Consider the following 13,066-nt stretch of genomic DNA (forward strand, 5'->3'; position numbering starts at 1 on the left):
ATTTTAGCTTTTTCATGCTGCGGAATGTCCGTTACAAAATAAGAAAGTAAGGGAATGACACAAAAGAAAATATCATTAGAAAATGATGCTGTTCTGCAATTCATTGTTGATGAATTAATATCTTTACATCATTGCCATACAATTATTTTATATGGCTCGCGCGCACGAGGAGACTTCACAGTAACCAGTGATTATGATGTTGCAGGGATTAGGGAAAAAGGAGATAAGCAACGAATTGCACGCTTTGATGAAGCACATCAAGTTTATCATGATATTTTTGTTTATCCCGAGAATGCTTTTGATTCAATTTCTGATGAACATTTATGTATGTCAGATGGCATCGTTGTTCTTGAAAAAGCTCATTTTGGCACAGAGTTATTAAAAAATCTCTCTGCTTTTTTAATATTGCCTGAGTCCCTCCCTCCTGATGAAATTACAGCACGTAGAGTGTGGTATCAAAAAATGCTAGCAAGGGCGTATACTAGAGATTTAGAAGGAAAATATCGCCATATTTGGTCAATCTTCACAATTCTAGAGGATTATTTTGTATTCAAAGAATTGCGTTATCAAGGTCCAAAAAAAGCATTCAAGTATTTAGAAACAAACGATCCAGAGACTTTATTATTATTTGATGAGGCCATAACGAATATCGATAATTTGGATGCCTTAAATAGGCTAATTACAAGAGTTATAAAGATAGACAGAACGTAGGATAATTATGCCAGAATTAGATATTGAAATTATCAAAGATAATCCAGAGTACTTTCTTGTGAAAAGGCATCTATTATTTTTATTTAGAGTGACTAGTAATGAAATTTAATATTTATATTAAAATTTTGACTGCGTTCTTTGTGATTTTTTTAATTCTTGTTTTGGCATTTTTTAAATATTTAAAGTCAGTTGAGACAAAGATAGTTGTTAATGCTGGAAAAACGACCTCGCAAGGGCTTTTAATTAGTTTAGAAAAAGAGTTAATTAATGACCCGAAATCAAACTGGGATGCGATAATAAAGAAGAAAACAGATAAGGTTATTCATCTTATAGCAATCGACAGTCTAAAACTCACCCTGGCGCAGAATAATCAATTAAATAATGGTGAAATCATTTTTTTATCAGGCACAACCTATCAATTTCTCAACGAGGTAATTGTAGAACATACTGCGTATAAAAAAATTGGTAATACCCCATATGCATTAGCTTACAATTTTTCAGATCCTGGCGAAATTATTTTTAATTATATGAATCCTGTTTTAAAACAAATCGTTCAACATTTATTATCAAAATCAAAAAATACCTGGAGTAATGAACTGTTACATTTAGAAAAAATATATGGTTTCCCTCTTCATGTTTATAAAACTAAAAGTAAATACTTACCAGGTAATATAATTAATTCTTTATCAACAAAGCGTCTAGTATTTGAAACAAATAAAAACTCGTCACAAATTGTTATTCTCTATTATAGTTTTAGTGGTGGAGTACTCAAAATTGGCCCACTAAGCTATCTGCCAGTTATGGCAAGAATCAGTGATGTTATGTATTATTTTATAGGAACTTTCTTTTTTATATCCCTTTGTCTTATTGCCTTATTTTCATTGCTTTTTGTTAGAAATATGAAAAAGGTGTATCAGATAACTAAAAATTTCAGTCAAGGGAACTTTGATTTTCATCGGAAAATAGGTACTACCTCTGTTTTGTATGGGCTGTATAGAAATATCATCCAAATGGGTGAGCAATTAAAAGAACTGATTGAATCACATAAACAATTGTGCCGGTTTGTCGCGCATGAAATTAGGACCCCTTTGTCAACCATACAAATGGCGACGGATAGTATCAAAAGGAAAAACGCTGAAGATGCATTGCTCAATAAACAGATAAACAGCATACAAGAAGATATTGCAGATATGAATCGGCTCGTCAGCACTTTTTTGATTTACTCAAAAATGCATTCAAACGAATTGAAATTAAAACAGTCTGAGACCGATATAATAGTATGGTTAAGAAAGTTATTAGAGTCTTATTCTTCCTCAACATTTGAAATTACATTTCATTCTAATGAGTTAAATTCTTTGAAAGCATACATAGATGAAAATATTTTAAAACACGCTGTTACCAATTTGATTACAAATGCCATGAAATTTGCAGAGCACACTATTTCTTTAACCATTTCGCTGGATAATAGTCATATTTTACTTCACGTAGACGATGATGGCCCAGGCTTGCCGGAGGAGGGTGCGGATGACATTTTTTCTGAATATACAATTGCTGAAGACGCAGGAATTGGAGATAAACATATTGGGTTAGGATTAGCTATTGTTAAAAAAGTTGTTAATCTACACGGAGGAAAGGTCATGGCTACACAATCACCGTTATTAAAAGGTGCTCGATTCACCATAGTACTTCCAATATATTCTTAACGATTAAGATTTTAGTTTTGGAAGTTGGTCCTCAACTGTAGCATCTTTTGAAGTATCCATCTCTTGTTTCATCTCAACCAGTGCGTCGATAACCGCTGTTAACTGGAGTTTTGCATTTTCAAAACGTTTAGGGATAAATTCATCTTCCTCACCATCAATCGCTTCTCCAGTTCCAATGCCTTTTTCAAGAGCGCTGATAACCACACTAAGCTCTGATTCAAACGCCGATAATAGTTCATTACTCCCCGTTGCAGATTGCAAGATTACATGCAATTTTTCCACTACATCTTCAGGAATATAAAGAGTGCCTTCACTGCATTTGCTATATTCACGTTTCGCAATAGGTAATGAAAGTAGTTCATCAGCCTTGTGTTGACTCATCTGAAATATTTGTCTAACAGATTGTTTTAGTTCTATGGGAGTTGGTGGCGAATTGCTAGATTTCAAAGATGCGAGAAGCTTATCACTAGCAGTTACTCTCCCATCTTTGCTATGTTCTTGCGCTGTCTCGATAGGAGTCTGTCCTTTTTCATTTCGCACTTCAAGACTAGCACCACATTCTAATAACTTTTTAATGAGATGTAACGGCTCTTTTCTATAATTATAAAAATTCTGTACCGCATAGTGCAAAGCCGTCATGCCTTTTTTATCAGCACTATTAATATCAGCGCCATGTTTTAATAATAAAGCAATGACGCTATCATTACTTGGGCCACCAATAAGGACTTTTCCACAACTTACCATTGCCAGGTTTAACAAAGCTTTATTAGCTAGAATTGACTCTAGCAAGTCTTCATGACCTTTAAATACAGAAGGTTCTTTTAAACCTAAGAGAAGTTCCAGTACATCTCTATCTGTCAGTTGTTCTATAGGGTCCGCCCGACCTAAGATATCACGGACACGTGTTAAATAATTTTCTTGCTCTTTACCTAATATTTGGTTTTCCTGTTCAACAAACTTTGCAACATCTTCTCCTTCAAATCGCAATTCTGAAAAATCATCAATTTTCTTTAAATCTTGAATAGTTAGAATATCTCGATTTAAAGCGATTTTTGCTATCAGTTCATCGGCTCCGTCTTTACCTAGAATTGCACGGGCATATTCTATGGTGTTTACTTTTAATTCTTTAGCTGTTTGTGTTGAGGCAAATAAAGATTTTCGAACGGCAACTTGATATTCACCATGATGAAAAATAACACTGTTTCCAGCCTTCCAAATATTTCCTGCCATCGATGTGATTGGGGATGCCGGCGAAAGGGATCGGAAGCCGGTCTGTACATCTTGCGCATTCCATGGTCCAGTTCCACCAAACGTGATTTCTGGATGTTTCACTGATACTCTTTCTAAAAATGTTTTTTCCTGTGAGTTTGCTGCAGCATTAAGTTGATTGTCTGTATTACAACCTTCTAAAGTCACAAAAACTTCACCATGATGTGCGGGCAATGCTCGTTTAAAACCATGTAATAAATTATCAAAATTTTCATCATATAACTGCTCACTTGGGCCATGGCAATTACCCATACCATATTCGCCACCACCAGCATGGCCCATAATAAATAATTTTGGGTTCTTCTCAAATATATTGTCTAGTTCTTCCGGTAAGTCTCGTTTGAGTTCATCCAAACTACTATAGATTTTTGGGGATTTATCACACTGATCGAAAAAATAATACTTCAAATCAGAGCCTTCTAAATAGACGCCAATTGGAACAAATTGCTTGAACCGTTGTTTTAAGTGAGGATTTATCACCACACCTCTCTGATTTTCAGGCAGCGGATGATCTGGATCTGGTTTATATATTAAGATTTCTATTGCAGCGTCTTTCATGGCTCATCTCGACTATTACTTAAAATAATAGGTTGATTTTATCAAAAACACTCGGCTCAAATGTATATATATTGTACAAACGTTCTAAAATGATACTTTTGTCGAGGGTAAATGATTATAGATTTGCGATATATTTGGTGATTCTTTCATAAATGGACGAAAAATCTCAAGGTCGAGGCAAAAGAATTTTTTACTATTTTTCATAAGACTTACATAAGATCGGTGGCTGTGATCTGTATTTATTCCCAAGCCGCTGATACAAATATATATCCTTTTTTATGGATTGTTTTTATACGATAGGGCTTTTTATTATTATCATTCAATGCTTTTCTTAAACGTGATATTTTTAAATCGATACCTCTATCAACCCCATCATATTCATGCCCAGAAAGAGCATACATAATGCTATCTCGACTCAGCAACCTATCATGGTTCTTAACCAACAAAGCAAGCATTTCAAAGTCACTGGTACTTATTGAAATTTCTTCATCAAAGAGATGAACATTCTTAGTACTAAAATTGATAGAAAAATTGCCAAATTGAAATTGATTTTGATTATTAACTAAATTGGGTCGACGTAACAATGCCTCTATTCTTGCTTTCAAAACCTCGTCTGCAACAGGTTTAGTTAAGTAGTCATCTGCTCCTAAATTTAAAGAGGATACTTCACTTTCAATATCATTAATTGCTGTTAGCATGAGTATTTTCCCCAAATACTCATCTCTAATGGTATGGCATATTTGATCTCCATTCATGCCAGGAAGCATTATATCTAATATTACTAGGCAAGGTTGCTCACGAATGATGCGATAGACCGCTCTATCACCACGTTTTTCAATAGAAACATCATAACCTGCTTCTTGTAAGCTTTCTTTGAGGTAATTGGCTAACTTAACGTTATCTTCTACAAGCAATATTGATTTATCTTTCATTCGTTCTGTCTAAGCCTCTTTAAATAAGAAAACTCTCTAAACAAATTTAGTCTGAATTGATTTTTAAGTTCAGTGTTACATAGATATCAGTAGGTAAGCAAACACACGGCGCATCCGTACATTTTATATACAATTGATTTGTTTTAACTCGATATAATGATAGCTAATGGGCGAATCTGTGGAGATAAATTATGAGCGCTTATGTTAAAAATTTTGATGAACATAAAGAAATCAAATCTTCACGTGACATTTGCAAATCATTAAAACCTGTTCCCACAGCATATATGGACAATAAACATTGTGAGCATTGCTATCCCGAAAAACGTTCTCATTTTCGAAGAAAATTTTTTAATTTATTCCATTATTTTATATTCAATCCATTTATCTATCTTTTATCTAAACTCTTTCTCCTATCAGAGCATGATTTTTTACGATTCAATACCCTATTAAATCAGTTGGTCATTAATATTTTTCAAAAACTAAAACTATATACCAAGACTCAGACCATTGATAGGAAACAATTCAATAACAGTGTCCTTGCATTTTGGGATGAAGCACAAAAAATAGGGCTAGAGCTGTATAATTTTAAGGAATCTAACTTGCATACTCTGTATTTTAAGTTGGTCTACAATAGGAAAAAATATTATTTCATACAGACTCCAATCTCTCTTATTTCTCAAAAAAATACACGCTTTGATGAGGATACTAAATATGATAATAAATGGATCCTCAAGAAAAAATTATTAGATAGCCAAATTCCCTGTCCCTTAGGGAGGGTTTTTATTTCCAGCAAAAAAGCCTACAACTATGGCATTTCATTGGGATTTCCTCTTGTGGTTAAGCCATTATCTGAATCTCTAAGTATTCACACTTCATGTACTATTCAAACTCCAAATGAATTAAAAGAAGCGATAAACATAGTAAAGCAAGTTGATTTTCGCGTGCTGGTTGAAAAACACATACCTGGGGATGTTTATCGGTCATTAATTATTAATGATTCATTAATCGCTTGTGTGAGGCGACAACCTGAGAGCATTGTTGGCGATGGTGTAACTACACTTCAAGAGTTAATTGATAAAAAAAATAAAGTTACGTGGAAAGAAGGTCATGGTAAATATCCATATAAAATTACTCCAAATAGCAACTTGATGAAAATTTTGTCAGCCCAGGGAGTTGCTCTTAATACGGTAATAAACAAGGGACAACAAATCTTTATTGCAAAAAAAGTTACTATGAGTAGTGGTGCAAAAATCAGTGATGTTATCGATCTGATACATCCTGAGAACAAACTATTATTGGAAAAAGCACATAAAATCCTCAATATACCGCTTACGGGTCTTGATTTTATTTGTCAGGATATTTCTCTTCCATGGCATAAGCAACAATTTGGAATTATTGAAAATAATAGTTTCCCTTACATTGAATTACATCTCAATCCGTCTGATGGGAAAGGAATTAATGTAGCAGGTAAAATTTGGGACTATGTACTCGATGTTTTAAGTCAAAAAAACGAGTAACCCAATAAATGTACAATTCATATACAATTTGGTTTTTTTAACTCGGTATAATAACAGATAAGTAAATCTTTATTCGGATGAAACCATTATGAACTTGCACTGGAGTATTCTCATGAAAAAAGACAAAGAAAAGCATCAGCCTGTCCTTGAATCCATAACGGCAGATGAACCCAAAACCTCTTCTATAGCATTAGCTTTACAACAATTTAGAAAGGAAGCAGAAAAAAAAGAGGCTGCTGAGGAAGGTGCAAAAGTACGCTGTCCGACTTGTTTTAAAGAAATCGCACCTAAGCGCCTTTGTTCCGGACATGGCGCAGGTGGTAGCGGAGGTGATAGTGCCACCTCTGATAAGAAGACATCTGAGGAAAAAGCGAGTCCTGGTGAAGATAAATTCCTAACTAAATCAGGCAAAGTAGTTGGGTCTGAAGATGAATTGGTAGGAGTGTTTGGTTCAGAAGAACTTGATTTAGAGTCTGGTTTTGACCCAGAAATAATTGAAAAATTAATTGCTGATGGGAAATTGTTGGTTGATAGTGATCGTGAATCAATGACTCTTAAGCTTGAATTACAATGTGATCCTAATGAATTAACTCCAAAGCAACGACATGAATTAAAAAAATTCATGGAAGCTATTATAAAAGAATTCAATGATTTTAAAGAAGAAAATAATCTTTCCGATGATTGCATACATATTATTCAGGATGAGGAAGGAAACATACGTTCTCTTCGTATTACCATGCCCACACTCGCCTTATACGATACATTTATCCAAAGGCTAGCAAATAATTTAGTGCCCATACCCACTCCGAAAGCACAAGAAAAGGATGAGGCCACAAAAGAAAAAGAACAAAGACTTGCTCCAAATCCACTTTCGATGGAACCCAAGCCGTCTAATAGGTCCTCTAAACAAGAGGAAATTAAGCAAAATAAGGATATAGAACCTACAAAGACGGAAAATGAGGAGGAGCAAGCAACCTTTAATCCATCTCCATTTAATATGAAACCTTGGTAAAGCGAGTGTGAATAACAGGAAATAAACCACGAAATAATCAGGTTGTTTGTTTTTCGTGGTCTATTTCGTGCTTTAGAAAATTTTTACTTCTAGGATTATTGAATCTCCAGTATTTTTTAATCGATGTATCCTTTAAGGAACAAATATAGACTCTACCTGTAACAGGTATTGTTTTATGTCCTAAACTCAAATACTTTGTCATTTAATGTAATTGCTACATGGCTACACGATCATCAAATCATTGAGGCTATCTAGATCAAATTATCTATGAAATCATAGGATAATGTGATTTTTGCTATTGCAAATAAGGTCGGTTATTTGTAGCAAAACATATGCTACCAACCTGCTACATAATGCTACATTTCAAGGAATCAAAAACACATCCTGAAATAGACAAAAGAGGATGTCATTAGTTCTGGATTGGGTTTTCTTTGTAAGTTTTATCTTTATTTGGCAGGATTTTTTAAACTTTAAATGGCAGGTTTAGCACCATATAATGCATGATAAAAAATATCCGTATCAAAATGGAGCTAGTTTTGCGATGTTTTGCAAACATTCAGGTTTGTTTTCTGCATAAATAGCAGTTGTAATCGTGCTGGAATGGCCGGCCAAAGATGATACTGCTTTGATACTGATGCCCTGCTCAAGCAATCGGGTAATAAAAGTGCGACGACCAGAATGAGAGGTTGCACCAATTATACCAGCTTTATCATAAAGAGATCTGAACCATTTTTGCAATGTACACGGAGTAAATTCTTTTTTTCGCTGCGTTTGAAATAATGGTTTATTAAGATCAGAACCAACCATGGTTTTTAAGTGATCGGTAAGTGCGGCATAAACCTTTTTATTGGTAAGATAAGCATAATGTTGCTTTTTGCCATAATGTATTGAGCGTTTCAAACAAATTTCATCAAGAAGTCTGTATTGCTTATCTGCAACATCTTTAATAGAAAGCGATGCGATTTCTTTTGCTCGCAGCCCTAACCCGAATGAGCAATATACAATCGCAATATTGCGAATGGGGGATGAGCCAATTTTTGCTGCATTTAGTAGTTGGTCGAATTCAAACGCATTCAAAATCTTTGCCTTACCTTTTTTTGCCATATCAACACCACCATTAAAATAGATTAAGTATTACCAATTAACAAACATTCTCTTGCTGCCAATACCACTTCATTAGTGATATATTGCAATTGATTCAACTTTAACAATCGGTCAATTTGCATAAATAGCCGATTCAATAATCGGAAATTACCATTAGTGATGCGCATAATGGATGCCATCGCCTCATGATCAGAAAATTCATTTTGCTTTAATTTAAGCCCTAACTTTTGCCAGTTGTGCTCCAAGGTAAACAACATTTCTTCCTTGGACAGTGGTTTATATTCATGAGAAAATCCTATCCGTGAATACAGTTGTGAATACCTTGATAGTCTTTTTTCCAAGCCGGGCATGCCAATAAATACGATGGAAATACCCCGATCGTCGTACAATGATCTCAGTAACTCTAACGCGGCAAAACCAAGTCTTTCCGTTTCATCAATGATGATTAGCTTGCAGTAATTCTTGGATGATAATTTTATCGTTTTGATAAAATTCTCTTTTTCATCTTGATTTAATTGGGTTTGCTCATCGACCATCTTATTTACTTGTGCGGCATGAACCACACGATCAAAATAACAAATGTTTTGATTCAAGGTATTTAGCATTTGAAGAGAAGACAGTGGGGCAATGGGAGTATAAAAAACGGTACTGCAGCTATAAAGTTCGGTTGGTACATGACGATTATCTTCAATTGCATATCCATTCGGGTTTGCAGACAAGATTAGCTTACGCTTGCTGTAATGTTCTGCAGATTGCGTTTTACCAACCCCGGGAGATCCATAACAAATGCCAATGTATTTATATTCGACACAAGCATCACAAAACTCCTCAAATCGCTGATATCCCTTGGTTTCTAAAAACATATCATCCATGGTAGGTAGCTTATTCATGCTTGTACCTCTTTATTTTGACATGGCTGTCTTTCTTTTGTTGTTCGATAGGTGGTATTGGCGTTGGTTTTTCGGTAATTTTTGTTGGATTTTTTAACAAGGCATCTACAATTGAACACCGCTCGCTGATATTGTCTCGTAATTCTTTCCTTCGAGCATTTCTCGCCTGGATAATTTCTTTCAAACTGACTGTCCCTGTGTCTAATTCTTGTGAAATTGCGCGGCACAAAAAACTACCCTTGTGAAACACGCGAATTTCGGCAAGATCCCTTGGATCATAACGAATGATGACATCCTCGCCCACAAAGCCCGCAAGGGTTGTAGAAAAATAACGGAATCCTTGAAATTTTATGCCATCTCTGTGAACTCTTCTTGGTTTTGCTACCATCAATAATAATGAATCCAGCGACTCTTGAGTTTCAGGGAGCTGAGGCAAAAAACAATTGCTTTGCCATTTAATGATTGGCGCAACTTTGGTTGAACTATGTGGCTGATTATTGTATTCATCCAACATAAATAATTTTAGTTTTAATTCAAGTTCTTCAAGCGTCAAGCATTCATTATTTTTTACAGAAGTACCTGGTTGCACGTACCCAGGCAAGTCTTGAAGAACGCGTTGATTTATAGTTGCAAAAAAGCGCTCAATCTTTCCACGACCACGGGGTTTACCGATAGTCGAAAAAATTAATTGTATTTTCAATGAGACACAAACTTCTTCAATATGATGTGATGTAAAATCGCAACCATGATCGGTATACATGATTTCAGGAATGCCGCAGATAGGCCACTGTCTCTCATTTTTTATCCATATCGCCTGACGTAACGCTAACGATGTTTGTAGTGATGAGGGAGCATGAAAACTTAAAAAATATCCAGCAATGCCCCTACTGTAATCAACATAATAACGGTGAGCCAGGGTCGTTTAATCCCACCTTTATCATCAAGCACGTAGATATCAAGCAATGTGTGGTCCGCTTGCCATATTTCATTTGCCCTCGACGCCTCTCTGATATAAAGAAGATCATATTTTTGCTGGTATGGTTTTATACCATCATGCGCAAGACTGATGAGATCAGGGGAGATATTATTAATAATCTTTGAAACAACGGCATAGCTAGGTATTGGCAGCCCATTATCTTTGGCATGACGCACTATTTGTCGATGAATTGCAGCAATGGTACGTTTTGGTTTTTGCAGAGCCAACCCTTCAATTACTTGTGCCAAATTTTCTGTTAGCTCGCGATGGCTCCCTTTATCATTACGAGCTTTTGATTTTAATCCGTCGAACCCATTGACTTTGTATTGGTCAATCCACCGATGCAAACTCCTAATGGAGATACCTGAATCCTTCGCGATAGAAATCAGAGTCGCCTTATCTTCTAAATACAACTGAATGACTTTAAATTTATCAAAAGCACTTTTTCTACTCATATTTACTAAAACAACTCCAGGACAGAATTTGGCTTGCACTTTATGTTCAAGAGAAAAATATTTTGATTATAAAATACCTTATTGGTCGAATATGATACTTTAACTTCATTATTTTGTATACTATATAACGACCGTTTTTATGCATATGTTTTGTTGCCCCATTACACTTTATAAAAATATATTATTATGTATAATTAAATCTATTATTTAAGGTTAAACTTTAACGGACTATTATTTGAGTAAATTATGGCCAAAACAATCGCATATATTCGTGCTTCAACTGATAAACAAGATTTGAATAATCAAAAGCTTGAAATTTTTGAATTTGCTAAAAAAAATAAACTTGAAGTAGATGATTTTATCCAAATGACTATCTCGAGTAGAAAAACTAGTAAAGAACGCCGCATTGATGAAATGCTTTCAGTATTGAATGATGCCGATACCCTTATTGTCACTGAACTAAGTCGATTGGGAAGAAGCACTGCAGAAGTAATCGGGTTAGTAAATGAATTAATCAAAAAACAAGTCCGAGTAATTGCTATTAAGCAAAATCTGGATATGAAGCAACACGACATGAATTCTAAAATCATGATTACCTTGTTTTCACTCTTTGCTGAGCTTGAGCGCGATCTCATCAGTCTTAGAACTAAAGAAGCTCTTGCTAGCAAAAAATTGCAAGGAATTCAATTGGGAAAACCTAAAGGCACAATTCAAAAAAGTAAATTTGATAAGGATGCTGATAAAATTAAAGAGCTCTTAGCATTAGGTTTATCAGTGAGGAAAATCGCAATTTTTTTAGGTTATAGCAATCATATTGGTCTCAATACTTATATTAGGAAAAGGGAAGTACGCAAAGCTCTTATTGGAATGAGTGACTGATACAGCGTGTAATTATTACCTGAATAAAATAGATTATGGTGATGCTTGAGGATATGGGATTAAGCAAGTCTGGTTATTAACGGAGAAATTTTATGAGTTGTGAATGTCAGCAAGCTATTACTATAACAGATAAAAAAGTCTTAATAATTGCGCTAATATTAAATTTTATCATGTTTATTATAGGTTTAATCGCGGGAATTATAGCTCAGTCTACTGGACTCATTGCAGACTCGCTGGATATGCTTACTGATGCCTCTGCATACTCGTTAGCTCTTGTAGCAATAGGTCGCACTGTACGCTTCAAAGAAACTAGTGCTTTGGTAAGCGGTGGATTTGTATTTATTTTGGGCATCGGTGTATTGATTGATGTTGGTCGAAGAGCTTTGTTGGGTAGTGCTCCCGAAAGTACAATTATAATAACTATTGCCTGTATTTCTCTCTTGGTAAATGGTGTGGTTTTATATTTACTGCGCCGATTCCGAAAGGGAGAGATCCATTTGCATGCAACCTGGATTTTTACTCGCGCAGATGTTATTGCCAATCTCGGTGTCATTTTATCTGGAGGATTGATACTATTCACAAAATCTCGTTATCCTGATCTAATCGTCGGTTTCGCTATTGCCTTGTACATAATAAAAGAAGCTTTTGAAATCTTTGGTGTGTATCGCACATCTCAAGCTATTTCTAATAAACCAAATTAATGTTTTAAGAGACAGTATTAATACATCTATCAAAATAATAGGATTTAATGCCAATTAAAATTTGAATTTTTCTGCCAAATAAATATAAAACTTACACTTTTGGCATAAAATCTCAAAGAGGTCTTAAAATAAGGGATTAGATAGTATTTTAAGACCTAACGGCAAAATAGGCAATAGGGAAAATTGTTACAACCCTTATAAACACTGTAGAGGTCTAGTAATCATTCTTTCTAGACCTCTTTTAAATTACTAAGTTTATCTCTTTTGCCTATTTTTGTAAGTTACTACATTTATTTGTCAGGAAAATTTAAAATCTACCAAAACGGCAAGGAACAAACGTTTTTCTTTATAATCCTGTC

The 13,066-nt window shown here is 34.8% G+C and carries 12 protein-coding genes; 6 read left to right on the forward strand and 6 right to left on the reverse strand.

From position 1 onward, the window contains the following. Positions 1-54 precede the first annotated feature (54 nt). A complete protein-coding gene (locus tag DYC89_RS15690) occupies positions 55-711 on the forward strand; it encodes a nucleotidyltransferase domain-containing protein (RefSeq protein WP_115222836.1) in 657 nt (218 codons plus the stop codon). A gap of 98 nt (positions 712-809) precedes the next feature. Next, positions 810-2,414, forward strand: coding sequence for a sensor histidine kinase (locus DYC89_RS15695; RefSeq protein WP_115222837.1), 1,605 nt, complete (start codon positions 810-812; stop codon positions 2,412-2,414). Positions 2,415-2,417: 3 nt separating this feature from the next. Here the strand turns inward: DYC89_RS15695 and DYC89_RS15700 are convergent, their stop codons facing one another. Together DYC89_RS15700 and DYC89_RS15705 are read right to left on the reverse strand one after the other, a co-directional pair. After that, positions 2,418-4,241: an ankyrin repeat domain-containing protein gene (locus tag DYC89_RS15700; RefSeq protein ID WP_115222838.1), complete on the reverse strand. Its 1,824-nt coding sequence runs from the start codon at positions 4,239-4,241 to the stop codon at positions 2,418-2,420. A 239-nt stretch (positions 4,242-4,480) separates the two neighbouring features. Then, positions 4,481-5,173: a response regulator gene (locus tag DYC89_RS15705; protein ID WP_115222839.1), complete on the reverse strand. Its 693-nt coding sequence runs from the start codon at positions 5,171-5,173 to the stop codon at positions 4,481-4,483. Between the two features lie 191 nt (positions 5,174-5,364). On the opposite strand from DYC89_RS15705, the gene DYC89_RS15710 reads away from it, so the two are divergent. Both DYC89_RS15710 and DYC89_RS15715 read left to right on the forward strand, forming a co-directional pair. Beyond that, positions 5,365-6,690: a hypothetical protein gene (locus tag DYC89_RS15710; RefSeq protein WP_115222840.1), complete on the forward strand. Its 1,326-nt coding sequence runs from the start codon at positions 5,365-5,367 to the stop codon at positions 6,688-6,690. Between the two features lie 112 nt (positions 6,691-6,802). Continuing rightward, the gene (locus DYC89_RS15715; RefSeq protein ID WP_115222841.1) at positions 6,803-7,702 is read left to right on the forward strand and encodes a hypothetical protein; all 900 of its coding nucleotides are present in this window, start codon (positions 6,803-6,805) and stop codon (positions 7,700-7,702) included. A gap of 519 nt (positions 7,703-8,221) precedes the next feature. On the opposite strand, the gene DYC89_RS15720 is transcribed toward DYC89_RS15715, so the two are convergent. The 4 genes from DYC89_RS15720 to DYC89_RS16785 form a co-directional block, all read right to left on the reverse strand. Continuing rightward, on the reverse strand, positions 8,222-8,806 hold the full coding sequence (locus DYC89_RS15720; protein WP_115222842.1) for a tyrosine-type recombinase/integrase: 585 nt from the start codon (positions 8,804-8,806) through the stop codon (positions 8,222-8,224). A gap of 23 nt (positions 8,807-8,829) precedes the next feature. Continuing rightward, the gene (locus DYC89_RS15725; RefSeq protein ID WP_220271795.1) at positions 8,830-9,696 is read right to left on the reverse strand and encodes an AAA family ATPase; all 867 of its coding nucleotides are present in this window, start codon (positions 9,694-9,696) and stop codon (positions 8,830-8,832) included. After that, positions 9,689-10,456 (reverse strand): Mu transposase C-terminal domain-containing protein, encoded by a 768-nt coding sequence (locus DYC89_RS16780; protein WP_245954068.1) that lies wholly within the window; start codon positions 10,454-10,456, stop codon positions 9,689-9,691. Before DYC89_RS16780 ends, DYC89_RS15725 begins: the two co-directional genes overlap by 8 nt. Before the next feature lie 101 nt (positions 10,457-10,557). Next, positions 10,558-11,127 (reverse strand): helix-turn-helix domain-containing protein, encoded by a 570-nt coding sequence (locus tag DYC89_RS16785; RefSeq protein WP_245954069.1) that lies wholly within the window; start codon positions 11,125-11,127, stop codon positions 10,558-10,560. Positions 11,128-11,373: 246 nt separating this feature from the next. Here DYC89_RS16785 and DYC89_RS15735 point away from each other — a divergent pair, with 246 nt between their 5' ends. Together DYC89_RS15735 and DYC89_RS15740 are read left to right on the forward strand one after the other, a co-directional pair. After that, a complete protein-coding gene (locus DYC89_RS15735) occupies positions 11,374-12,006 on the forward strand; it encodes a recombinase family protein (RefSeq protein ID WP_115222843.1) in 633 nt (210 codons plus the stop codon). Positions 12,007-12,098: 92 nt separating this feature from the next. Beyond that, the gene (locus tag DYC89_RS15740) at positions 12,099-12,707 is read left to right on the forward strand and encodes a cation transporter (RefSeq protein WP_115222844.1); all 609 of its coding nucleotides are present in this window, start codon (positions 12,099-12,101) and stop codon (positions 12,705-12,707) included. Positions 12,708-13,066 lie beyond the last annotated feature (359 nt).

This window comes from Legionella donaldsonii (genome assembly GCF_900452385.1).
Classification (GTDB): domain Bacteria; phylum Pseudomonadota; class Gammaproteobacteria; order Legionellales; family Legionellaceae; genus Tatlockia; species Tatlockia donaldsonii.

What these genes read in the sequence shown, in the direction of transcription:
- DYC89_RS15700 (WP_115222838.1), bottom strand. Translation starts at nt 4,241, where the DNA reads ATGAAAGACGCTGCAATAGAAATCTTAATATATAAACCAGATCCAGAT.
- DYC89_RS16785 (WP_245954069.1), bottom strand. Translation starts at nt 11,127, where the DNA reads ATGAGTAGAAAAAGTGCTTTTGATAAATTTAAAGTCATTCAGTTGTAT.
- DYC89_RS15740 (WP_115222844.1), top strand. Translation starts at nt 12,099, where the DNA reads ATGAGTTGTGAATGTCAGCAAGCTATTACTATAACAGATAAAAAAGTC.
- DYC89_RS15705 (WP_115222839.1), bottom strand. Translation starts at nt 5,173, where the DNA reads ATGAAAGATAAATCAATATTGCTTGTAGAAGATAACGTTAAGTTAGCC.
- DYC89_RS15690 (WP_115222836.1), top strand. Translation starts at nt 55, where the DNA reads ATGACACAAAAGAAAATATCATTAGAAAATGATGCTGTTCTGCAATTC.
- DYC89_RS15735 (WP_115222843.1), top strand. Translation starts at nt 11,374, where the DNA reads ATGGCCAAAACAATCGCATATATTCGTGCTTCAACTGATAAACAAGAT.
- DYC89_RS15715 (WP_115222841.1), top strand. Translation starts at nt 6,803, where the DNA reads ATGAAAAAAGACAAAGAAAAGCATCAGCCTGTCCTTGAATCCATAACG.
- DYC89_RS15725 (WP_220271795.1), bottom strand. Translation starts at nt 9,696, where the DNA reads ATGAATAAGCTACCTACCATGGATGATATGTTTTTAGAAACCAAGGGA.
- DYC89_RS16780 (WP_245954068.1), bottom strand. Translation starts at nt 10,456, where the DNA reads ATGTATACCGATCATGGTTGCGATTTTACATCACATCATATTGAAGAA.
- DYC89_RS15695 (WP_115222837.1), top strand. Translation starts at nt 810, where the DNA reads ATGAAATTTAATATTTATATTAAAATTTTGACTGCGTTCTTTGTGATT.
- DYC89_RS15710 (WP_115222840.1), top strand. Translation starts at nt 5,365, where the DNA reads ATGAGCGCTTATGTTAAAAATTTTGATGAACATAAAGAAATCAAATCT.
- DYC89_RS15720 (WP_115222842.1), bottom strand. Translation starts at nt 8,806, where the DNA reads ATGGCAAAAAAAGGTAAGGCAAAGATTTTGAATGCGTTTGAATTCGAC.